We start from the raw sequence: 23178 nt of genomic DNA on the forward strand, positions 1-23178 counted from the left end.
AGCATGTATCATATTACCTAGAGTTTGTTTCTAGGAAAAAAATCCACCGATAGGTGGATTTTTTTATGCTTATTCTTTATGTGATTTCTTATTCCATCGCTTCCCATGTCGCATAACTACAAAACCAGATAAAGCTCCTATAAATAACATAAAAAGGACTTCTACTAACCAGTGCTGCACATCAAAAGCACCCAGCTGAAAAGAAATGTTTGATAAATAAAACAGTGTTCCAATAGCCACTGATAAGATCACTATTAAAACCGCTACTTTCTTCATTTTTAAAACTGCTTTAAAAACTCATACACCTTAGGTAATGGTAATCCCATCACATTATAATAACAGCCTTCTAGCTTAGTGACCGCTGCATAACCTAGCCAGTCTTGAATACCATAAGCTCCAGCTTTATCCATAGGTTGATACGTTTTTACATAGTATTCTATTTCTTCTGGAGATAATGCTGCAAAATGAACTTTAGTACAATCATTAATCACAGTCTGTTGAGTAGTAGACGTAAAACAAACCGATGTATAAACTTCATGTATTTGACCGCTCATAGAACTTATCATTTCTATAGCATGTTGTTCATTTTTAGGCTTTTCTAGCGGTGCATCGTTGAACCAAACAATCGTATCGCTGGTCATTAATAGTTGATTTTCTTTTAAATCATTTTTAAATGCACTTGCTTTAAGAACAGCTAAGTAATCGGTGATTTCTGCTGCTTTTAAATCGGTAGAATACACTTCATCTACAGGTCTGGTTTCAATGCTGAAGTCTAGATCTAGTCCTTTAAGTAGCTCTTGCCTGCGTGGTGACTGAGAAGCTAGAATGATATCTGTATTCTTAAATTTTTCTTTGAGCATGATTAGATAGTTAAGTTGATAACAGCCATGGAACATATTCCTGTAAGTAAGACTACTTTCAGTAGGTTACTTAAAAGATGAAATTGTGCCGTTTTTTCAGAATTCCACAATCTAAGCATTACATACATTAACGGAGCAATAATAAGGAAGATGAAATAGAATGTCGCGATCTGATTTTGATACAAGTAATTATAGATGTACCAAACGATTAGCGCAATAACGCCCAATAGAAATATACTAATAACACGTGCGGCTCTTATTCTGCCTAGCGCTATGGCTAGAGTATATCTACCACCAGCGTGATCACCATTAAGATCTTCACAGTCTTTCACCCATTCACGAGCTAGGTTTATTAAAAAGGCACCAACGGCAAAGTCAAATAGAATCTTCAACATAAATTGCTGCGCACTTAGATTACCGGCAGTAATGACAGGATATAATTCAAATATTCCTGTAATCATTATGACGAGTCCTACCAGTAATGAGATCACAATATTTCCCACTAAAAGCATGCTTTTAAGTGTCGTCGCGTAAATGTAAAGTACAAAAGCTACAAAAACGAAAACAGTTGCCATGATTGGTTTTCCTAAGCTATTAGCAAGTGTAAAACCTGCAACAACAGCAATAACGGTTAATACCGCATACATAGTAAAGGCATTATTTTCAGAAATGTTTTTCCCTATAAGTACTTTTTTAGGCTTATTTACTTTGTCTATCTCTACATCCTGAATGTCGTTAATTACATTTCCACCAGCGGTTAAAAAAGCGGTAGATAGAACAAGCAGTCCTAGTTGCCATGAATTTAAGGCTAGCTCTACACCAGACGGAATTAAAATAGCATATACAATAACCAATTGTGTAAGAATGGTCATCATAACATTAGGCCAGCGTATGAGTTTAAAAAATGTGAGCATGGATTATTAGTTCAATGTTTGTGGTTCAAGGTTTAAGGTTCAAAGTTATCAGTCCAATAATAATTATCAAATTGTCACATTAACAAATTGCCTCATTGCCACATTAACTAGACTGAGCAGTTTTCCCACCAGCCACATGCCATTTTCCTTGAACTTTAAGTACTTGTTCTATGACGTCGCGCACGCAGCCATCGCCACCGTTTTTATGAGAAATATAATCACTTACCGCTTTAACTTCGGGAATGGCGTCTTGTGGGCAAGTTCCTAGTCCTACAAATTCAATCGCTTCTACATCAGGCATGTCGTCTCCCATGTAAAGCATTTGTTCTGGATTCAAGTTATGTGCTGCTGCATATTTTAATAATACAGGCATCTTATCATGAGCATTAAGAAACACATCCTTAACACCTAGACCTTCTAATCTTGATTTTACGCCATCATTAGTTCCGCCTGTGATGATACAAACATTAAAACCTTGATGTAATGCAGTTTTTATGGCATAACCATCTTTAGCATTCATAGTGCGTAGCAGCTCGCCACTTTCAGAAATGAGCATGCGACCATCAGTGAGCACGCCATCTACGTCTAAGAAAAAGGTTGTTATCTCGTGTAATAATTCTTTATAACTAGTTGCCATAAGTATTTTTTATAGATTGGGTAATAGCTTCGTACATAGCACGATCATTAGATTTTAAGCTTTTTAAGTGTCTAGCAATGGTCTGCTCATCATTGCGCCTAGCAGGTCCTGTTTGTGCCTGTAACGGGCTTAAATCCTGAGCCTTGGCCAGTGTTTCATTCATTAATGGATATAATAATGAGGCATCAACCTGAGCATCGTTTAAAATCTGGTCAGCCTTTGTGTAGCAGTGATTAACAAAATTGTTCATATAAACGGCCGCAATGTGTAACCTGCCGCGCTGTTCAGAGTTGAGATGTGTCAGCTTACGCGAAAGCGTATTTCCCAAATCTTCTAGAACTTTTTGAGCTGTAACGTTATTAAATTCTAAACAAATAGGTAAAGTGGAAAAATCCATTTCTCGTGTTTTACTAAAACTTTGTGGGATATAAAAAACACCGTGATTTTTATGATGTGCCACAGCCTCTATAGAGACACTACCACTGGTGTGCGCTACGATAGCCCTAGTTTTTAAAGCGGCGCTAACTTGTGCAATATCATCATCTGGAGTAGCGATAATGACCAGATCTGCTTGAGGTAGATTATGGATAGAGTCGAGTAGTGGTGCTTTTAAATCTGTCATCACTCGTGCAGAGTTGTTATAGTATCCCACTAACTTTAGGCTATTTTTAACGTTGTTATTTTTCGCTTTCGCGAAAGCGGAATTTTTAACAACCTTTTGATTTTCAATAGCTTTACATAAGTGAAAACCTAAGTTGCCCGTACCTATTACAATTATCTCCATCATCTTGTAAAAATACAAACTGTGCCACGACCTACAAGCTAGGTGAAACGGGTTTTGTAAAGTATCTTTGCAAACTCTAAAACGGCGCTATGAAAGACCACTGGATTGTTAAGCTACTTATCTCTACAAGAACGATGACTTTTTTGTTACTACTGTTTGCCGCAAGTATGGCTGCTGGTACGTTTATAGAGAATTCTTATGACACGCCTACTTCAAAAAAATGGGTGTATAATGCGTGGTGGTTTAGTGCTATTATGGTGCTGCTCATGCTCAATTTTATTGGGAATATTAAGAGATATCAACTCCTACAATGGAAAAAGTGGGCTACACTTACCATGCATTTATCATGGATACTAATTATAATAGGTGCTGGAATTACTAGATACATATCTTATGAAGGGATGATGCTCATAAGAGAAGGCGCTACTGAAAACTCTTTCTACTCTGACGAGACTTATATGAGCGTGATCATGCAAGGTATGAGTCCCGATGGTCAGGAAATGCAACGTGAAGTTCAAGATAAAATGCTCATAACTCCTTATGATTATGATTATAGCTTGAACGAGAAGTTTTATGATAAAGACGTTTCTATTACTATAGATACACTAATCTATGATGCTGTAGAAGGATTAATCCCTAGTGAAGATGGTACAGAGCGTTTTTTAAAAATCGTAGAGGCTGGAGAAGGAACACGTCATGATCATTTATTAAAAGATGGAGAAAAGGCGCTTATTCATAACACGTTATTTGGTGTGAACCTGGATCCAGAACTCGCTGCTGCTGAAGATGTGATTAACATTGTGGAGAACTGGAATGGTTACACGATTCAAACACCATTTGAAGGTCAGTTTATGCGCATGGCTGATCGTATGGAAGGAGAAGTTTTTAAAGACAGTATCCAGACCTTTAACTTGCGCTCGCTGTACACCATCGGTAACATGCAGTTTGTCATTCCTGAGCCTTTAACCGCTGGAAATGTAGGGATTATAAAATCTCCAGAACCTACATCTGCCAAAGCTTATGGAATTAAAGCAACAGTAACATCTGGTAACGAAAGTAAATCCATAGAGTTACTAGGAGGAAAAGGTCTTATTAAAGACTACGTAGATGTAGAGATTAATGGATTACAACTTTATGTTAAATATGGTTCCATCATGCGAGAATTACCTTTTTCTATAACTCTTAACGACTTTATAGCAGATAAGCATCCAGGAACCGAGAAATCTTATGCTGCATTTGAAAGTAAGGTAGTGGTTAATGATAGCGCTGGTAGCACTCCAGAACGCATTTATATGAATAACGTACTAGACAAGGAAGGTTATCGATTTTTTCAAGCCGGTTTTGACCCAGATGAAAAAGGGACACACTTATCTGTAAACCACGATTTTTGGGGTAAAACGGTGACTTATACCGGTTATTACCTGCTTTACCTAGCTATGCTTGCTCTTCTTTTTGACCCTAATACTCGATTTGGAGAATTAGGTAGATTGATACGCAGAATAGAGAAGCGTAAAGCTAAAATGCTTACCACTATTTTAGTCTTGTTCATGACATCAATCGCTGTTGCTCAAGATGGACATGAAGGTCATGATCATGGACCAGGAGAACATCAAGAAACAGAGGTTGCTGCTACTGATAATAAAGAACAAGCAACTAAGTTAAAAGTTAATGAAACACCTCTAGAACGCCTGGATAGTATCATTGTGGCAAACATGATACCTCAAGAACAAGCTGCAAAATTTGGTAAGGTTATTATCCAAGATAACGGTCGTATGAAACCGGCAAGCACGCTAGCTTCTGAGTTTTTAAGAAAAGTATCTGAACGTGAGTACTATGAGGCTCATGTAGGAGATAGCGTGGTAAAACTATCACCAGAACAGACGCTGTTGAGTATGATGCAGTTTGGGAATTTATGGTATGAAGTTCCTATCATTAAATTAAAGCGTGGTAATGACTCTATCAGAGATATCTTAGGAATAGATCGTTCTAGGAAATTTGCTGCTGGTATGGATTTCTTTAAAACACCAGATGGTGAGTTTATAGGTTTTAAGCTAGGGCCATATCTTGATGAAGCAAATCAAGCTGATGTTAAAAATGCTTTTCAGAAGGATTTCATAGAGGTAAATTATAGTCTAGGATTACTGGATCAAGTCGTTTCTAGTAGTATGTTAAGAATATTTCCTAAACCCAATGATCCTGGAAATAGATGGTATTCCTATCCAGAATTAAATGAAGCTGGATTTAAAGCAACTGACTCTGTGCTTACTAAACAGTTAATACCTGCTTATTTACAAACATTGCGCTATGGTAAAGCTAATGGAACTTATGAAGATGCAGATAAAGTTCTTGCGAGTTTAAATCGTTTTCAAAAGGCTTATGGTGAAGCAGTAATGCCTACTGATAACCAAATAGAGGCAGAGATATTTTATAATAAATATGATGTATTCAAGAATCTATACATGTGGTATGGATGGTTTGGAATCTTTTTAATCATCTTATTAGTTGCACAAATTCTAATGGTAAAACCATTAAAGGAAATGCGCTACGCGATACAGTTTCATAAAATTGTTATTTACGTTCTATTTCTCGCACATATTGCCGGTTTAGCAGTGCGCTGGTATTTAAGCGGTCATGCTCCATGGTCTAATGCTTATGAATCTTTAATTTATGTTGCTTGGGCAGTTATGTTATTTGGAGTTTTATTAGGACGTAAAAGCGAACTCACCATGGCAGCTGCCGCCTTTGTAGTTGCGATAATTTTATGGGTTGCACACCTCAACTGGCTTGAACCAGATATTGCAAATCTAGTAGCTGTACTGGATAGTTACTGGTTAATGATTCATGTTTCTATTATTGTAGCTAGTTACGGTCCATTTGCTCTAGGAATGATTCTAGGACTGATTACGTTTATTTTAATGATTTTTTCAAACGAGAAGAACAAGAAGCGCATGGATCTTAACATTAAGGAGCTTACTTATATTAATGAAGCAGCTTTAACCATAGGTTTAATTATGCTTACCATAGGGAACTTCTTAGGTGGAATGTGGGCTAATGAAAGTTGGGGACGTTATTGGGGTTGGGATCCTAAAGAAACTTGGGCGCTGATTAGTATTTTCATTTATGCCTTTGTATTGCACTTAAGACTAGTACCAGGATTAAAAAGTCGCTGGACTTATAATTTATGGTCTATACTCGCATTTTACTCTATTTTAATGACCTACTTTGGTGTGAATTTCTACTTGTCTGGCTTACATAGTTATGCGAGTGGTGATCAGATTATTTCTTATCAGTTCATTATAGGATCTCTGGTTGTGATAGCAGCTTTTGCTATTCCAGCTTATATAAAAGATAAGAAAATATTTAAAAAGAAGAGAAGGGAAGAGTAAGGATTTCTATTCTAAACTAGAATGACTTCAACTAGAACGATTCAAAATATAAAAACCATCATTTACCATTAGAGGAAAATGATGGTTTTTTCATAAATCAATTTTTTAACGTGATTTCTTGCGTTCTTCTTTTTCTCGCTGAGCGATACGCTGAATTTGAAATCCTTTTAAAAACTTACGTAAGTACTGATCGTTTAAATACTTATACTTAGCATGTGTTTTCTTGCGAAAGAATGCAGTAAGTTCTGTCTCACTGATTTCTACACCTGCCTTTTTCCAGATGTAAATCATTTCATCAGACTTGAAGTTGAAGGCTATCTTAAGTTTGCGTAGTATGGTGTTATTATCCAGTGTCATTTCTGCCTCTGGAGTGACTCCATCTTTTTTACCTCTATAGTTTACAATTACACCATTTAAGAAAGTTGCTAGATTTACATCTACGACCTCTTCAAAATCTTCGTGATCTTCTTTCTTGAGCCAGTCACTTACTTCGGCACGTGTTACTGGTGCACCACCTTTTGCATAAGTATCGATCATCGCATCATCACTCAGGTTGAGGATGAATCGCAGGCGTCTTAAAATGTCATTGTTATCCATGATTGCAAAGATAAGGATAGTGTGTTGTTGATACGCTTTTGCGAAAGCGTGATGAAATTACCCTAAAACCTCAATAATCTGATCTGCTAGTTCTGTACCGATACGGTCTTGTGCCTCACCAGTTGCAGCACCAATGTGCGGACTTAAAGAAAGCTTAGAATTCATCAACAATACCATTTCTGGAGTAGGTTCTTTTTCAAAAGTATCTAGTGCAGCAAAGGATATGTGTTCAGACTCCAGAGCATTTACTAGCGCTACTTCATCAATAACACCACCACGTGCGGCATTAACAATAGCAGCACCTTTTTTCATTTGGTTAAATTCATGTTCACCGATTACATAATCTTTTTGTGCAGGAACATGAAGGGTTACAAAATCAGATTGTGATAATAACTCTTCTTTACTCACTAACGGTATTTCTACAGAAACTGTCTGTCCATCAAATAAATCCCAAGAAACCGTAGGAGCAGCACTCGCATAAGAATCATGAGCGATAACTTTCATTCCTACACCAGCAGCAATCTTAGCCACTTCTTGACCTATACGACCTATACCGATGATTCCTAAAGTTTTTCCACGTAGTTCTACACCTTTGGCATATTGTTTTTTTAATCCTTTAAAGTTAGAATCTCCTTCTAACGGCATGTTGCGATTGCTATCATATAAGAAACGTACTCCACCATATAAATGTGCAAAAACAAGTTCTGCAACACTAGCGCTACTGGCCGCTGGTGTATTGATGACTTTTAATCCTTTTTCACGAGCATATGCCACATCTATATTATCCATTCCTACACCACCACGACCTATGATTTTAAGGCTAGGGCAGTTGTCTATTAATTCCTTGCGAGCTGTAGTAGCAGATCGTACAAGCAATACTGCAATTTCATGTTTGTTAATATAACTTTCTAACTGGTCTTGTGCTACGTTAGTGGTAATTACCTCATAACCAGCTGCGGTTAATTTATCTATTCCAGTTTGTGATACGCCGTCGTTAGCTAATACTTTTTTGCTCATTACTTTTATGTTTTGTTTTCAGTTATGATTTACTGATGTTTTAATTTTTTATTCCTGTAAAATGAGTTTCTATTACTTTTAAATAATTGTTTCATTTACATTTTCAAGTTCACTAAGCTTTCCTCTCTAATTCCTGCATCGTATCTACAAGTGCTTGAACACTTTCCAGAGGCATAGCGTTATACATGCTCGCTCTATAACCGCCTACAGATCTGTGACCGTTAAGACCGCTGATGTTTGCGGCGTTCCATAGTTGATCAAATGCTGTTTTATGAGCTGTATCTTTTAAAGAGAATGTAGCGTTCATGTTAGAACGATCTTCTACTGCAGCAAATCCTTGAAACAGTTCATTACGATCTATTTCGTTATAAATTAGTGCAGCTTTTTCTTTATTTACCTTTTCTATGGCAGTAATTCCACCATTGTTTTTTAACCATTCTAGGGTTAACATGCTCACATAAACAGGAAATACTGGTGGTGTATTAAACATAGAGTCTTTACTGATGTGTGTCGCATAGCTTAGCATAGAAGGAATGTGGCGCGTTACTTTACCTAACAAGTCTTCTTTAACAACTACTAAAGTCGCTCCAGCTGGTCCCATATTTTTTTGAGCACCGGCATAGATCAAATCAAATTTAGAGAAATCGAGCTGACGTGAAAAAATATCACTGCTCATGTCACATACCAAAGGTACGTTTACATCAGGAATCTCTTTAATTTGTGTTCCAAAAATGGTATTGTTACTCGTAATATGAAAATAATCAGCATCACTTGGGACTTGATAACCTTTTGGGATGTAATTAAAATTTGCGTCTTTTGAAGAAGCTACTTCTATGATTTCTCCAAAAGCTTTTGCCTCTTTAATCGCTTTTTCTGACCAAGTTCCTGTATTTAAATAAGCTGCCTTTTTCTCTAATAAGTTATAAGCCGTCATTAAAAATTGCATACTGGCGCCACCGCCTAAAAACAGAGCTTTATAACCCATATCAGTAAGTCCTAAATGTTCTAGAGCTAGTGATTGAGCCTTTTCCATAACCGCTACAAAATCTTTGCTACGGTGCGATATTTCTAAAATACTTAATCCGTTAAAGTCTATGACTGACTTAGAGGCCTGTTTAAAAACGTCTTGTGGAAGAATACATGGGCCGGCTGAAAAATTATGAATGTGCATTGCAGTTTTTTTAATAATATTCACAAAAATGCAAATAATCATTACAATGCATGTTAGAAAATCATAAAATGATTAAGATAATGTCAACAGGAAATCAACCGTATCTACACCATCTGCATAATCATTTAACAAAGGACACTGTGTGTTCCCAAAATCTACAACAGCTGGTGCCTTTACCTCACCTAGTTCCTTCTTAATAATCTGACTAGCTGTTCCCTGGGCAACTACACACTGCAAGTGATCAGCATCATTTTTAATTTGTTGAGCTAGTTCTTCAATATTTTCATAATAACTATATCCTAGCGCTGCGATAGGCGAGGTGTAGCTATTGTTTTCTTCTTTGATTAATAAAAATTCGTTATCTAATAAGTTAAAATCACTCATGAGATAAACAGCTTTGTTATAATCATAATTATTAAGGTACTTTTCGTTTTTAATGAGTTCTTTTTGAACAAACATTCCATTAAAAAACAGATCAAAGTTATAATCTTTAGGAACTTTTAAATGACTTACACTACGACATCCTAGGCCAAAATATTGAAACACATCTTTACTCAGTGCTTTCATTTGTTCTAAGGTTTCTGTTCCAGTGAGTACCGCAATACTATTACGGTTTTTACGTATGATATGAGGCTTACTACCAAAATAATATTCAAAATAACGCGCTGTGTTATTACTACCTGTTGCGATAACGGCATCATAACCTGTTAATCTACCGTCATTATAACTGTAGGATTGTGACAGTTCTGGTACATGTTCTGTGGCGAGTTGTAACAACATAGGTGTGAGCACATCATCATTACTACTGTTTTTAATCATGGCATGATGACCCGTTATGATGACAGAAAGCACATCGTGAAAACCTACTAATGGGATGTTCCCTGCGGTAATAACAGCAACTGTTTTAGGAGAAATGTTATCTAAATGATAGGATGCTGTCCACTTGTTAAGTTCTTCTAGGGAAAGAGCCTGCGACCATTGCTCCATAGCGTGATATAAATTATCATCTGTAAACCATGGATTCTTGGCTTGTGCTTTGTGTAAAGCAGCCTCAATTAGGGCAGTACTATCTGTAAGTTCTTTATGTAAGTAGGAGGAAAGTAGTGATCCCGCTTTCGCGAAAGCGTAAATCCTATCTTTTAACGTTGTATTTATTGCCAGTGAGCTCAATGGGCATTATTTTTGTGCAAAAGTAAATAAAACAGCTATGGCAATCATCATAACAGACGAATGTATTAATTGCGGTGCGTGTGAACCAGAATGTCCCAACACAGCAATATATGAAGCAGCAGATGACTGGCGCTATGCAGACGGTACTGATCTCGATGGAAATGTGGTCCTTCCTAATGGAAAAGAAGTAGATTCAAATCAAACTCAAGAACCTGTAAGCGACGAGTTTTATTACATAGTTCCTGATAAGTGTACGGAATGTGTAGGTTTCCATGAAGAACCTCAATGTGCCGCAGTATGTCCAGTAGATTGCTGTGTTCCAGATGATAACCATGTAGAAGACGAGGCAACACTTAGAGCTAAGCAAGCTTTTATGCATAAAGAGTAATCCTGCTAGACGATTACTATTTTGGGTTTATGAGGTTGTGATATGCACTTCGTATATTCATGCTACACTTTAGAAACAAATCTTCTCCGGAGCTATTATTTATGTTCTCAATTGAGGTTTATTGAGGTACTACAGGTTAAGTTTTAAAAAACGAGTGAGTTATTTGTAGTGTTTTTAGTTAATCTAGTTTTTTAATAATTAACTCGCTGAAATCGGACTCGATATTATTAAAATTACCAAATGTTTCAGGAAATCCTAAATAGATTTCTATAGTATCACCAATATCTAGGTAATGTAGCCCTGTAACTGACCTTCTAATAAAATCATCAAACTCGCTATTTCTTCCTTGTGTAGCCTGTATTCTTATCCCATTTTTGTAAATGGCAAGCCCATAAAAATCCTGGAGACCGTTACCCATTCCATCATTAGCACCGAATGTTGATTGGATATGAGCAGAAATATAATAGTAACCGCCAGTGCTAGCTGTAAAGGTTCCTGCATTATATTCTGTTGTGGTAGTGATTTCATTATCATAATTTAAACGAAACCATCTTATAACATCACGATTTGATCCTGTACCAGTATTATTAACTCCAAAATCATTACTATACATAGCGCGTATTACAAAATTTTCACTTTCTGTAACACTAACCATATTACCACTTTCAGAAACAGAAATACCATTACCACCGCTAATGGTAACTTGATCAGCGGCATTGGCATCGGTTTGAATGACGGCTAGGTTATCACTAGTACCGGTGTCTGCTTGAACAGATAAGTTCCCTACATTCATAAAATGAACACCATTACTGTAGTAAAACCCTGCGTCAGTTCCAGTGTTTACATAAATTAATGTTCCAGCTGGTGCTACATTAGTAGGTATAGCGGTTACTCTGGGAATTAAAACACCATTAAACTCTCCAGGCGCAGTGCTTCTAGCTTCTATGTCTAGATCTGTTTGTGGATTAGTGGTTCCTATCCCTACTTGAGCATGAGTGTATGCATAAGTAATCGTTATTAACAGTATTAAAAATTTCTTCATATCGCACGACTTATGAGGTTGATTCAATTAAAAGAATAAGTAGATTACTAAATTTTTTGTCTCAAAGATTAAGGGTTATGTCATTATAAAGAAAAAACATATAATAAATGTAATTACCTTAATTTCAAATCGTTACTAAATTTATGATACTTAAACTTCCTTAAATATATTATTGAGGAATAAAAGAGATGTCTTCTAGAAGTGTTTTTAACGAAAACGATTTCGTGACTTCGTTATAAGGTAAGTATTTATCGTTTATTGTTAAGTGTTACCTTATTAGTTTCAAACCTGAGTCAGTTACAACTCCATAAATTTATTGGTTTTCAGAAGATTTAGATTGCAACATCTTTAACTGATCACGCAAACGCGCCGCTTCCATAAAGTCTAATTCTTTAGCAGCTTTTTCCATTTGTTTGCGTGTGTCACGTATTTTTTGATCTAATTGATTCTTTGAGAGGTAGGTTGCTTCTTCCTCAGCCGCAGCTAGGCTTAAGTCTTTTTCTATGGTGTATACCGCTTCTCGTTTACGAGCAAGCGCAGTTTCTAGCGATTTCTTAATTGCCATAGGTTTTAATCCATGAGTCTCATTATATGCTATTTGTTTAGATCTTCTATACTCAGTTTGATCTATGGTTTGTTGCATGCTGTTAGTAATTTTATCAGCATAAAGTATAGCAAGTCCGTTTACATTACGGGCAGCACGACCTATGGTTTGAGTCAGTGAGCGGTTGTTTCTTAAAAAACCTTCTTTATCTGCGTCTAGAATGGCGACTAGTGAGACTTCAGGTAAGTCCAGACCTTCACGTAATAAGTTGACTCCTATGAGTACATCAAAAATACCGCTACGCAAATCGTGCATAATTTCTACTCTTTCTAGCGTGTCTACATCACTATGAATATATCTACATCTTATAGAAATACGGGATAGGTATTTAGTCAGTTCTTCTGCCATGCGTTTGGTAAGCGTGGTTACTAGTACGCGTTCATCTTTATCCACACGTGTATGTATTTCTTCTACGAGGTCATCGATTTGGTTTTGACTAGGTCGTACTTCTATAACCGGATCGAGCAGGCCAGTAGGTCTTATGATTTGCTCTGTGTACACTCCTTCAGTTTTAGCGAGTTCATAATCTGCTGGTGTGGCACTTACGTAGAGTACTTGATTTTGAAGGATTTCAAATTCTTCAAACTTCAAAGGTCTGTTATCCATAGCAGCTGGTAAGCGGAATCCATAGTCGACCAAGTTCTCTTTTCTGGAGCGGTCACCTCCATACATGGCACTTACTTGTGGCACGGTTACATGACTCTCATCTATGACCATTAAAAAATCATCTGGAAAATAATCTAGTAAACAAAATGGTCTAGTACCAGGTAATCTACCGTCTAAATATCTACTATAATTTTCAATTCCAGAACAGTAGCCTAGTTCTCTAATCATTTCTAGGTCAAATTCTGTACGTTCTTGCAGTCGTTTTGCTTCTAGTGGTTTGCCTATTTCCTTGAAGTAATCTACTTGTTTTACTAAGTCCTCTTGAATAGCATGTATGGCATTTTGTAACACATCTGGAGAGGTCACAAACATGTTTGCAGGATAGATGGTTATCTCTTCCCATTGCTCAAGTAGTCTACCATCTACGGGATTAAAAGTCTCTATTAATTCTATTTCATCGCCAAAAAAATGAATCTTAAACGCATAATCTGCATAGCTAGGGAATACATCTATCGTGTCTCCTTTTATCCTGAAATTTCCTCGATTAAAATCGGCAGTGGTTCTGGAATAAAGACTTTGAACAAGTTTATGAAGTAATTGCGTGCGAGCGATAACTTCATCACGTTTGAGCCTAATCACATTTTTTTGAAATTCTACTGGATTTCCTATTCCATAAAGACAGGAAACAGAAGCTACTACAATCACATCGCGACGTCCAGACAGTAAAGCAGACGTGGTGCTTAGTCGCATTTTCTCGATATCTTCATTTATAGAAAGATCTTTTTCTATATAGGTTCCACTGCTAGGAATAAAAGCTTCTGGCTGGTAGTAGTCGTAATAAGAAACAAAATACTCCACAGCATTATCAGGAAAAAAAGCTTTCATTTCAGAGTATAATTGAGCAGCGAGTGTTTTATTATGAGATAATATTAAGGTAGGTCGCTGTGTTTCTTGAATGACATTTGCCGCAGTAAAAGTTTTACCACTACCGGTAACACCTAGAAGTGTTTGATATTTATCACCATTATGGATTCCTTCCACAAGGGACTTTATAGCTTTAGGTTGATCACCAGTAGGCTTAAACTCTGATTGTATTTTGAATTTCATGAGTGGTAAAAATAAGATTTTTTGAATTCCGCTTTCGCGAAAGCGAGATTTTAGATCTTAACAGTTATGAAAACACCCCAAAGATTCTAAAATCTTTGGGGTGTTTTGCATTATAGACTTTTTTAAAAGTTATCGTTTCAAGGCAAAGTGTCCTTTAAAACTGCGTCCATCACTTAATTCAACGACATACCAGTAGTCGCTTGATGGCATAGGGTTACCATTATAAGTTCCGTCCCAACCTATTCCTTGTGGATCTATTTGCTTTAATAGTTTTCCATATCGATCAAATATATAGATGTTTGCATCTGGTACGGTATCGATAGCAATCACTTGCCATGTATCGTGGAATCCATCTTGATTAGGTGTAAAATATGGTGGTCCTCCTATGATAACGGCTTCCATGGAAACCGTTCCACAACCATTTTTATCTCTTACATATATGGTGTAATATCCTGGATATAGATTGTTAAACCTAGGGCTGTCCTGGTAAACAAAGTCGTCTAGAGAGTATTCATAATCTCCACTACCTGTTACGATAGCTGTTAATTGATTTGTGTTTACTTCAAACTGTTCTACATCTATACGTTGTATTACAGCCACATCAGACTCTATAACTACAATTCTAGCGGTAGAGTCACAACCATCTGCATTAAATACAGTTACTTCATAATCATCACCTCGATTTACGGTAATGGTTTGTGTGGTTTCTCCTGTAGACCATAAATAGCTGGTATAGCCTGGTCCTGCATCAAGTACTTCATTTACTCCAGCACAAATGGTTATAGGGCCTTGGTTTGAAATCACTGGTCTTTCAAATACTTCTATACCAAAAGTAGAGGTGTCATAACAATCTGTATTCAGATTATTCTCGACTCTAGCATAAATAGTTTGTGCTTGAGAAACGTTTGTGTATGGGAAATTTAGAGCATTTGCACCAGTATCAGCATCAGTCTGTGAGCTGTGATAAGTTACCGTGAAGTCTGCTGGGTTTAGTCCATCAAGAATGTCTACATCTACATTGCTAAAATCAAATTCCTCAACACCATCATTACTTGCATCATCACAACCACGCTGGTCTAGTGCTACTCCTGCGGTAGGTTGCTCACTTACCGTAAGTGTAAAGTCTGTAAAGTCTGCACACTGCACATTATTTACATTTTCTATTCTTACATAGATGGTCTCTGGTATAGTGGTAGGGTCGCTAGCATAAGATAATGGAAGTGCTCCTACATTATTATTAGCATCATTTTGTGAGCTGTGGTAGGTTACATTAAAGTCTGCTGGATTCTGTCCACCTAATACTTGAGGAGTTGCGATAGAAAGGTCAAATATTTCAGAACCATCATTACCTGGATCATCACAAGTGATCATGTCTTGAACGGTATTTGCTGTAGGTGTAGGACTTATGACAAACTGAAAACTAGTGGTTGTATAACAGTCGTTATTATCTCCATTATCTATTCTTGCAAATAAATTAGGAGTTGTAGTACTTACTGTAAATGGACTTCCTAAAGGCATAGCATCAGCATCAGCATCAGCTTGCGATGCGTGATAAGAAACTATAAAGTTAGGGTTAGTCTGTCCATTTAAGATAGCAGCATCAAACTGAGCAAGGTTTACATCTTCTACACCATCGTTAGACGGATCATCACAAACTATTACATTTGGTGGGGTTCCTGCGATAGGTAGTTCATCTACAAAGATGTTAAAGCTAGTAGTGTTTGCACAATCTGTATTTGCCACGGTTTCTATTCTCACAAAAATTTCATCATCACCGCTGTTGTAAGGAGAGACTAAAGGTGTTGCACCACCTACAGATCCTAGATCAGCATCAGCTTGTGAAGTGAAATATTCAATGTTAAAGTCAGCCGGGTTTTGTGTTCCTAATACTTCTACGTCTTTAGTAGTAAGGTCAAACAGTTCTGTACCATCATTTGTCAAGTCATCACAAAGTCTGTACTCTGTTACGGTATTTGCGACAGGTATGGTATTTAGTGTTATCGTAAACAAAGAAGTATCAAAACAAGTTTCATTTGTAGCGTTATCTATGCGAACATAAACCGTTGTTGTTCCTACTACGCTAAATGGTGAGCCTAGAGGCATTGCATCTGCATCGGCATCAGCTTGTGTAGCGTGGTATGTTATGACATAATTAGGATTAGTTTGAGTTCCCAATACATCAACATCAAAAGCTGTTAAAGTAACATCTTCTGTGTTATCATTAGCTGTATCACAAAGTGCCACATTTGGAACTAGATTTGCAGTAGGAGTATCAAATACAGAGATATCAAATTCTGTAGTAGAGTTACATCCACCAGGATTCATATCTTCTAATCTAACAAAAATTGTTTCTGAAGTACCAGCAGTAGCATTCACATAACTCGTAGGGTTAGGAATAGCAGCGGTGCCATTTTGTGCATTGGTTAGATCAGAGTGATAAGTAATGGTGAACTGAGCAGCTGGAAGAGTTCCTAAAACCTCACTTTCCACTGTGGTTAAGTCAAATGTAAAGAAACCGTCATTATCATCATCGCAGGCAACTAAATCAGCAGGAGCAGTGGCACCAGAACCGGCAGCGACAATCACATCAAATGAAGTTGTGTCGAAACACTCTCTAGATGCGGCATTTAAATCATTAGTTATTCTAGCATATATGGTAGTCGTTCCTATAGGGAATGTGTATGGTAAACTGATCGCAGCAGTATTATTATCTGCATTAGCTTGTGTGAGGTAATAAGCAACTATAAAGTTAGGATTAGTTTGTGTGTCAATGACTTGAGCTGTTTCTAATATGGCAAGATCTCTATCTTCAGTACCATTCATATCTGAATCACATAAGAAAACATCGTTAACTGGATTTGCGACAGGAACCTCATAAATACTAATCACATCTACAGCAGTATTTGAATAAAAACCACTAGTTACGGTTAAAGTAACTGTGTAATCTCCTGGTGCTGGGAATGTGTGAACTGGATTGAAAACATTACTAGTAGTACCATCACCAAAGTCCCAGTTAACAGTAGCCGTAGCACATAATCCACTACCACTAGAGTCAAACTGTATAGGAGTCCCATCACAAAAATCTGTTTCAGGATTATTATTTCCTCCACCAGATCCCTGATTAGCATCTGTAGCTAAAAAGCTAGGTTCAAAGAATGAAGTAATAAACGGAGGTAAACCTTCTCGCACTCTCATAGAATTAGGTAGTGTAACACCTGCATGCACATAGTTTGCTCCCATACCTATTACATTAGGGTTGTTAACAACACCTAAATTTTGAGTATAAGTTCTAGCATGATAAATTTTACCATCAATTCCTAGTTGTAAAGCACCACGTCCTTCACCTGTATTAGTGCTTAATACGAAAGGATTATTTTCCCATCCAGCACCACCTTGTGTATCATACTGTAATAATTGTTTTACGTTATTTGAAATATTTCCATTACCACCATTATTGGAATTGGCATTAACGTATAGTAATCTACTATCTCCAGAAAATTCAGCTCCATAAAATTCATCAGAACTACTTCCTGGGTTTGTTAAAACAATAGGGTTTGATACCACACCATTACTATTATTAAAATCACACATAACCAGTGGATCATTAAAACCTACACTGGTATTTATAATTTTAGACCCATCTGGCGATAGTCTTAAATAACCTCTATCATCGTCAATGGCGGAAGCAGCAGCTATATTAGATACTACAACTCGTGCAGGGTTTGTGTCTACTACACCACCACCTGCACGCCACGCGGTGTAAACACCACCATCGTCAAAACCAACAATCCAGTAACGATCACCGTTATCATTTAATGCTGCAGTAACTTTTTCTTGTGTACTGGATAGCATAGGGATGTTTTTTCTTCCAGGAACTACATCTCCTAGACCACCATTCAAATTCATATCCACCATGCTGTATTCTAAAACAGTATATACGGTGATCACAAAATAGATATTAGAATTTGTCAAATCAGGAATAATAATGGCTGACTGTGCACTAGTTCCATTTCCAGAAAGCCCAAATCCATTAGGCATCTGGTTACCATTGCGATTCCAAATTTGACTTCCGTCACTATAAAATAGTAAATTACCACATTCATCAGAAATGGTAGAACAACCTTCCGTCGTACTTAAAGAACCTACAGGGCCAGGAAGAGGAGCACCACTAGAAAAGTCCAGTGAGGCATTTTCACCAAAAAACCACCAAGAGGCTTCTCCTTGAGCTCCTGATAGTAGTGGTAGCATGAATAAAAAAGTAAGTAAAATCTTTTTCATAGTTATAAGTTTTTCAGGTGGGAATTTAAGTCAAATTTATGAGTTCTATGAACCTTAAAATTCATCGTTAAAAGGTGTCTTTTTGTGGTGATGAATAAACTTCTATTTCCAGTTATTATTTGGGTTAGGTTTTTTAATTATTAATAAGATGCTTTATTCTTTAATAGGTTGCGTGCTAAAAATTGTTTTTTTTAAGGATGATAAATATTGCTGGTCTTTTGTGTAGATCTGGCACTTGTTTTTTCCATAAGTTCACAGACATGGTCTTTATAAATTCAGTAGGCAAGGTAATATCGCAAGCTATACAAATTTCTGTTTCTGAATGAAGTTGTAAAAGTAGTTCCTCCATCATTTTATTGTTTCTGTATGGTGTCTCTATGAATAATTGAGATTGCTGTTCATTAAAAGAACGAGCCTCTAACTCTTTGATCCTTTTGCGACGTTCCATTTTATCTATGGGTAAATACCCATTAAATGCAAAGTTCTGACCATTTAAACCACTAGCCATTATAGCCATAAGAATCGAGCTAGGTCCTACTAATGGAATAACTTCTATTCCTTTTTCATGTGCGATGCGTATCAGGTCTGCGCCAGGATCTGCGACACCAGGAACTCCAGCTTCACTCATTACACCCATGTCATGACCTTCCAGGCATGGATTTAAGAAGGATGGAATCTCTGTCACATCTGTATATTTATTAATAGAGAATAGTACTAAATCAGGTTGTGGTTTAGATGGTACTACACTTTTGATAAATCTTCTCGCCGTTTTTTCATTTTCAACGACGTAGTGATTGATTTTTTCAATTACTTTTTTCACAGATAGAGGTAGTACTTCAAATGGGCTTATATCACCTAGTGTAACTGGTATGAGATATAGTTTTCCTTTGGGATGCATAGTGATGTTTTTGAATACGCTTTCGCGAAAGCGTAATAATTAAAACTCTATAATTTTATAAACTCTCTTATTCCTTAAGTAGCTCTGGATAATATGTCTGGAGTCTATATTATGGGATAATGGTGTGATTATTTTTTTAAGAATATCGCGATGGGTTACTTGAAATTGCAAATCTACATAACCGAATCCTAGAATAGTTCCATGTTCTACCATGATGGCACTGCGCTCTGTGGTTTCTCTTCCTCGATCTACTATTATGAAACTCTTTTTAGAAAAATCATGTGTACTTAGGGCTTTTTGTACTCTTAAATTATAATCTAGGGCAGACTCCGTTAGACAGCAACTTTTTTTACAATTACATGATTCACTATGGTGGCACTGGCGCTCTGTTTCTTGCAGGGCTGTATGTTGATCACATAGTTTATGCTCAGCTCTTAAACGTTCTAGAAAATTATTTCCTGATTTTAATGAAGTAAAGCTGGTGATGTATTTCAGGTCTTTACCTATAGATTTTACTTTAAGTTCTATATAACCTTCTGAGTTCAATGTGCTGTAAAGACCGTGTGAAAAGGCTTTTTTCTTAATGCGTTTATTAAATTGAGGGCGGTGTTTTTTAAGTTCTATATCTTCTTTTAAAAGAGCAATGAGTTCATTACCTGTTTTTTCATAGGAAATATCATGTACTAGAGTTTGAAGTTTTTTTGAGTGAAGTTGATCACTGGTAAAGTGCTGTGTTATTCTTTTTTTTATGTTCTTGCTCTTACCTATGTATATAATCTCATTCTCTTTATTATAGAGGTAGTACACACCTATTACTGCCGGTGTTTTTTCTATAAGATCTTTAAGTTTAGGTGCTACGATTTTACTTTTTATAGTTTTGAGACTGGTAGAAATAATATTCTTATCAGTGTCTTTTGCTAGTAGCATTTTAAATAGTTTTACGGTAGCTAGTGCATCACCAGTAGCTCTGTGACGATCTGTGATGGGAATTCCTAAGGATCGCGTGAGTTTTCCTAGACTATAACTTTCTTCTTGCGGCATTAGCTTTTGTGCAAGTTCCACGGTACATAGGGTTTCTTTTTTAAAGTCATAACCTAATCTTTTGAACTCTAAAGACAGCATGCGAAAGTCAAAATTTGCGTTATGCGCCACGAGTACTGCACCGTCCATAATTTCTATAATACGTTTTGCGACCTCGTAGAATTTAGGGGCACGGGCAAGCATTTTATTATTAATACCTGTAAGTTTAACTACAAAGGGTTGAATCTCCTTTTCTGGATTTACAAGACTTGCAAACTGATCTACGATTTCATGGCCGTCAAATTTATAGATGGCTACCTCTGTAATACCTTCTTCATTAAATTTCCCACCGGTAGTTTCTACATCTACTATTGCGTACAAAGAATATGATCTTTAATAATTAAACACTTAAAGAGCTACAACCTTAAGTGCAGCTCTTTAATATAATTGTATTTTTAGATTTTTGAGTCACCATAAATTTGATGATACAAATCTTCATAACGAGTTTTAATCACACGTCTTTTTAGTTTTAAAGTAGGAGTGAGGTGTCCATCTTCTATAGTCCAGGTTTCTGGTGTGATTTCAAATTTCTTGATACGTTCCCAGTTCCCAAACTTAGTATTATAAAAATCTATTTCTTTCTGGAATCTATTAATAATACGTTCTTGAGAACATAGATCTTTCCAGTCATCATAAACAATTTCTTTGCGCTGAGCCCATTCTGCAAGAAATTCAAAATTAGGCTGTATAAGAGCAGCAGGCATTTTTTCTCCTTCACCTATAACCATGATTTGTTCTATGAAACGACTTTGTTTCATTGTGTTTTCTATAAGTTGTGGAGCGATGTACTTACCTCCAGAGGTCTTGAACATTTCCTTTTTACGATCAGTGATTTTAAGGAATCCATCATCGTCTATTTCACCGATGTCTCCTGTGTGGAAATATCCCTTTTCATCTATAGCTTCGGCTGTTTTTTCTGGATCTTTATAATAGCCCATCATGCGTTGTGGTCCATTAATAATGATCTCGCCGTCTTCGGCAATTTGCACATCTGTGTTAGGTAAAATTTTACCTACCGTACCTATTCTAAAACCGCCGTCGCGCATATCATTCACAGATATTACTGGAGAGGTTTCTGTAAGTCCATAACCTTCCATTACGGGCACTCCAGCCGCATTAAATACACGTGCAAGCCGTGGTTGTAGCGCCGCACTACCACTGGCAATGGCTAATAAATTTCCACCTAAGGCTTCTTGCCATTTAGAGAAAATTAATTTTTTAGCAAGACCTAATTTTTTTTCATACCACCATCCATTGGCTCCATAAGGTTTCCATTCTAGCCCTAATTCTACGGCCCAGAAAAATAGTTTTTTCTTGATACCGGTAAGGTCAGTTCCTTTGGCAATGATTTTATCATATACTTTTTCGAGTAATCGAGGTACCGCACTCATGACCTCTGGCTGGATCTCTTTTAAATTATCTGATATGGTTTCTATGGACTCTGCAAAATATACTCCTGTTCCAGTGTAAGTGTACATATACTGTAACATGCGTTCATAAATATGACAAACCGGTAAGAAACTTAAGCCTTTCGCTTTACCTAATTCCAGTGGTAAACGTCCAGCACTGGTAATGGCATTACTGGAAATATTTTTATGGGATAACATCACTCCTTTAGGACGTCCTGTCGTACCAGAGGTATATATTAAAGTGGCTAGATCATCTTCTGAGATGGCAGCCATTCTTTTATCTAGTTCTTCTTGATGATCCATGGAGGCTCCTAATTTCTTTACCTCTTCCCAACTTTTACAACCATTTATGGTATCAAAGCTGTAAACTTCAATTAAGGAAGGCACTTGATCCTTTATACTTAAAACTTTTTTTCTCACCTCTTCATCTGATACAAAAACGTACTTAGATTCACTATGATTTAACACATACTGGTAGTCTTCTTCAGAAATGGTAGGGTAGATAGGAACATCTTGAGCACCTGTTTGCATGATTCCTATGTCACAAATATTCCATTCTGTTCTATTAACAGATGAAATAAGTGCCACTTTATCATTAGGTTGTATTCCTAGCGCAATAAGACCACGGGAGATTTCATTTGCTTGATCTACAAATGATTGCGTGGATGTTTTAACCCATGTGCCGTTGTATTTAGTAACTAAAGCATCTTCTCTAGGGTAATTCTCTAGCTGATACTTAGGAAAGTCGAAGAGTCTTTTTATCTGCATGATGTCCTTATATAGTTTTAGTATGGCTAAATATAAGGAATAGGCAGGTTATTAAAAGGAGAAAAATAAAAATAGATATTAACCATAGTGTTTAGGGTTATACCAATTTGTGTTTATAATGTCGTTAAAGTAAATTGAATTATTTTTTGCTTAGTTGAAGCTAAAAATTCTTTGCATAGCCGTAGCTACGGAAATGATTTTTAGTGAAAAGTAATTGAAAAAGAAACTGTTTATTAAGACTTTATAAATTCAATTTGGTATTATTCTATCTATAAATGTAAGCAGCTGTATAAAAGTTAAAGCTACATCTTTAACAAAAATGTAGCTTTATCATTATAGGTTTTAAAAATTATCATTAGTGCCCGATTAAAGTTTTATCAATACTTTATACCAATTTACATTCCTAATGTCGCATATAATTCGTTTCCTTTTCGCCTATATTTTAAAATAAAATGAAACCGT

The 23178-nt window shown here is 36.5% G+C and carries 17 protein-coding genes; 2 read left to right on the forward strand and 15 right to left on the reverse strand.

The features are described 5' to 3' along the window. Positions 1-69 precede the first annotated feature (69 nt). The 5 genes from ACTF48_RS08305 to ACTF48_RS08325 all read right to left on the reverse strand — a co-directional run bounded on the left by ACTF48_RS08305 (position 70) and on the right by ACTF48_RS08325 (position 3198). Positions 70-276 carry a hypothetical protein gene (locus tag ACTF48_RS08305; protein ID WP_438962693.1) on the reverse strand — a complete coding sequence of 69 codons (207 nt, stop codon included), beginning with the start codon at positions 274-276 and terminating at the stop codon, positions 70-72. Between the two features lie 2 nt (positions 277-278). Continuing rightward, a complete protein-coding gene (locus ACTF48_RS08310) occupies positions 279-860 on the reverse strand; it encodes a Maf family nucleotide pyrophosphatase (protein ID WP_438962694.1) in 582 nt (193 codons plus the stop codon). 2 nt (positions 861-862) lie between these two features. Then, on the reverse strand, positions 863-1774 hold the full coding sequence (locus ACTF48_RS08315) for a geranylgeranylglycerol-phosphate geranylgeranyltransferase (RefSeq protein WP_438962695.1): 912 nt from the start codon (positions 1772-1774) through the stop codon (positions 863-865). A 103-nt stretch (positions 1775-1877) separates the two neighbouring features. Further along, complete coding sequence (locus ACTF48_RS08320; RefSeq protein WP_438962696.1) at positions 1878-2411, reverse strand: KdsC family phosphatase; 534 nt, start codon at positions 2409-2411, stop codon at positions 1878-1880. Then, entirely contained in the window at positions 2401-3198 is a 798-nt protein-coding gene (locus ACTF48_RS08325; protein WP_438962697.1) for a Rossmann-like and DUF2520 domain-containing protein, read from the reverse strand. The genes ACTF48_RS08320 and ACTF48_RS08325 overlap by 11 nt, the downstream gene beginning before the upstream one ends. Before the next feature lie 86 nt (positions 3199-3284). Between ACTF48_RS08325 and ccsA the strand changes: the two genes are divergently transcribed. Beyond that, on the forward strand, positions 3285-6581 hold the full coding sequence (gene ccsA, locus ACTF48_RS08330; RefSeq protein ID WP_438962698.1) for a cytochrome c biogenesis protein CcsA: 3297 nt from the start codon (positions 3285-3287) through the stop codon (positions 6579-6581). A 105-nt stretch (positions 6582-6686) separates the two neighbouring features. Here the strand turns inward: ccsA and ACTF48_RS08335 are convergent, their stop codons facing one another. The 4 genes from ACTF48_RS08335 to ACTF48_RS08350 form a co-directional block, all read right to left on the reverse strand. Beyond that, positions 6687-7178: a DUF1456 family protein gene (locus ACTF48_RS08335; protein WP_438962699.1), complete on the reverse strand. Its 492-nt coding sequence runs from the start codon at positions 7176-7178 to the stop codon at positions 6687-6689. Between the two features lie 57 nt (positions 7179-7235). Next, positions 7236-8195 carry a D-2-hydroxyacid dehydrogenase gene (locus ACTF48_RS08340; protein WP_438962700.1) on the reverse strand — a complete coding sequence of 320 codons (960 nt, stop codon included), beginning with the start codon at positions 8193-8195 and terminating at the stop codon, positions 7236-7238. 112 nt (positions 8196-8307) lie between these two features. Continuing rightward, the gene (gene serC / locus ACTF48_RS08345) at positions 8308-9366 is read right to left on the reverse strand and encodes a 3-phosphoserine/phosphohydroxythreonine transaminase (RefSeq protein WP_438962701.1); all 1059 of its coding nucleotides are present in this window, start codon (positions 9364-9366) and stop codon (positions 8308-8310) included. A gap of 72 nt (positions 9367-9438) precedes the next feature. Beyond that, positions 9439-10536: an acyl-CoA reductase gene (locus tag ACTF48_RS08350; RefSeq protein ID WP_438962702.1), complete on the reverse strand. Its 1098-nt coding sequence runs from the start codon at positions 10534-10536 to the stop codon at positions 9439-9441. Between the two features lie 37 nt (positions 10537-10573). Here ACTF48_RS08350 and ACTF48_RS08355 point away from each other — a divergent pair, with 37 nt between their 5' ends. Further along, positions 10574-10924, forward strand: coding sequence for a 4Fe-4S binding protein (locus tag ACTF48_RS08355; RefSeq protein WP_438962703.1), 351 nt, complete (start codon positions 10574-10576; stop codon positions 10922-10924). 178 nt (positions 10925-11102) lie between these two features. Here ACTF48_RS08355 and ACTF48_RS08360 read toward each other — a convergent pair whose 3' ends face one another. From ACTF48_RS08360 to ACTF48_RS08385, 6 genes are all read right to left on the reverse strand, one after another. After that, positions 11103-11966 carry a hypothetical protein gene (locus ACTF48_RS08360; RefSeq protein ID WP_438962704.1) on the reverse strand — a complete coding sequence of 288 codons (864 nt, stop codon included), beginning with the start codon at positions 11964-11966 and terminating at the stop codon, positions 11103-11105. Positions 11967-12279: 313 nt separating this feature from the next. Further along, complete coding sequence (gene uvrB / locus ACTF48_RS08365) at positions 12280-14283, reverse strand: excinuclease ABC subunit UvrB (RefSeq protein WP_438962705.1); 2004 nt, start codon at positions 14281-14283, stop codon at positions 12280-12282. A gap of 129 nt (positions 14284-14412) precedes the next feature. Continuing rightward, positions 14413-18561, reverse strand: coding sequence for a T9SS type B sorting domain-containing protein (locus tag ACTF48_RS08370; protein WP_438962706.1), 4149 nt, complete (start codon positions 18559-18561; stop codon positions 14413-14415). 175 nt (positions 18562-18736) lie between these two features. Continuing rightward, positions 18737-19459 (reverse strand): SAM-dependent methyltransferase, encoded by a 723-nt coding sequence (locus tag ACTF48_RS08375; RefSeq protein ID WP_438962707.1) that lies wholly within the window; start codon positions 19457-19459, stop codon positions 18737-18739. Positions 19460-19498: 39 nt separating this feature from the next. Beyond that, positions 19499-20860: an exonuclease domain-containing protein gene (locus ACTF48_RS08380; RefSeq protein ID WP_438962708.1), complete on the reverse strand. Its 1362-nt coding sequence runs from the start codon at positions 20858-20860 to the stop codon at positions 19499-19501. Positions 20861-20934: 74 nt separating this feature from the next. Then, positions 20935-22719 carry an AMP-dependent synthetase/ligase gene (locus ACTF48_RS08385; RefSeq protein WP_438962709.1) on the reverse strand — a complete coding sequence of 595 codons (1785 nt, stop codon included), beginning with the start codon at positions 22717-22719 and terminating at the stop codon, positions 20935-20937. Between the last annotated feature and the right edge of the window lie 459 nt (positions 22720-23178).

The sequence above is a fragment of the Nonlabens sp. genome, from assembly GCF_965660805.1.
Lineage (GTDB): Bacteria > Bacteroidota > Bacteroidia > Flavobacteriales > Flavobacteriaceae > Nonlabens.

Excerpts from the sequence above, each read along its gene's own strand:
- ACTF48_RS08325 (WP_438962697.1), bottom strand. The coding sequence starts at position 3,198 with ATGATGGAGATAATTGTAATAGGTACGGGCAACTTAGGTTTTCACTTA.
- ACTF48_RS08320 (WP_438962696.1), bottom strand. The coding sequence starts at position 2,411 with ATGGCAACTAGTTATAAAGAATTATTACACGAGATAACAACCTTTTTC.
- ACTF48_RS08355 (WP_438962703.1), top strand. The coding sequence starts at position 10,574 with ATGGCAATCATCATAACAGACGAATGTATTAATTGCGGTGCGTGTGAA.
- ACTF48_RS08310 (WP_438962694.1), bottom strand. The coding sequence starts at position 860 with ATGCTCAAAGAAAAATTTAAGAATACAGATATCATTCTAGCTTCTCAG.
- ACTF48_RS08375 (WP_438962707.1), bottom strand. The coding sequence starts at position 19,459 with ATGCATCCCAAAGGAAAACTATATCTCATACCAGTTACACTAGGTGAT.
- ACTF48_RS08335 (WP_438962699.1), bottom strand. The coding sequence starts at position 7,178 with ATGGATAACAATGACATTTTAAGACGCCTGCGATTCATCCTCAACCTG.
- uvrB (WP_438962705.1), bottom strand. The coding sequence starts at position 14,283 with ATGAAATTCAAAATACAATCAGAGTTTAAGCCTACTGGTGATCAACCT.
- ccsA (WP_438962698.1), top strand. The coding sequence starts at position 3,285 with ATGAAAGACCACTGGATTGTTAAGCTACTTATCTCTACAAGAACGATG.
- serC (WP_438962701.1), bottom strand. The coding sequence starts at position 9,366 with ATGCACATTCATAATTTTTCAGCCGGCCCATGTATTCTTCCACAAGAC.
- ACTF48_RS08315 (WP_438962695.1), bottom strand. The coding sequence starts at position 1,774 with ATGCTCACATTTTTTAAACTCATACGCTGGCCTAATGTTATGATGACC.
- ACTF48_RS08360 (WP_438962704.1), bottom strand. The coding sequence starts at position 11,966 with ATGAAGAAATTTTTAATACTGTTAATAACGATTACTTATGCATACACT.
- ACTF48_RS08370 (WP_438962706.1), bottom strand. The coding sequence starts at position 18,561 with ATGAAAAAGATTTTACTTACTTTTTTATTCATGCTACCACTACTATCA.
- ACTF48_RS08305 (WP_438962693.1), bottom strand. The coding sequence starts at position 276 with ATGAAGAAAGTAGCGGTTTTAATAGTGATCTTATCAGTGGCTATTGGA.
- ACTF48_RS08340 (WP_438962700.1), bottom strand. The coding sequence starts at position 8,195 with ATGAGCAAAAAAGTATTAGCTAACGACGGCGTATCACAAACTGGAATA.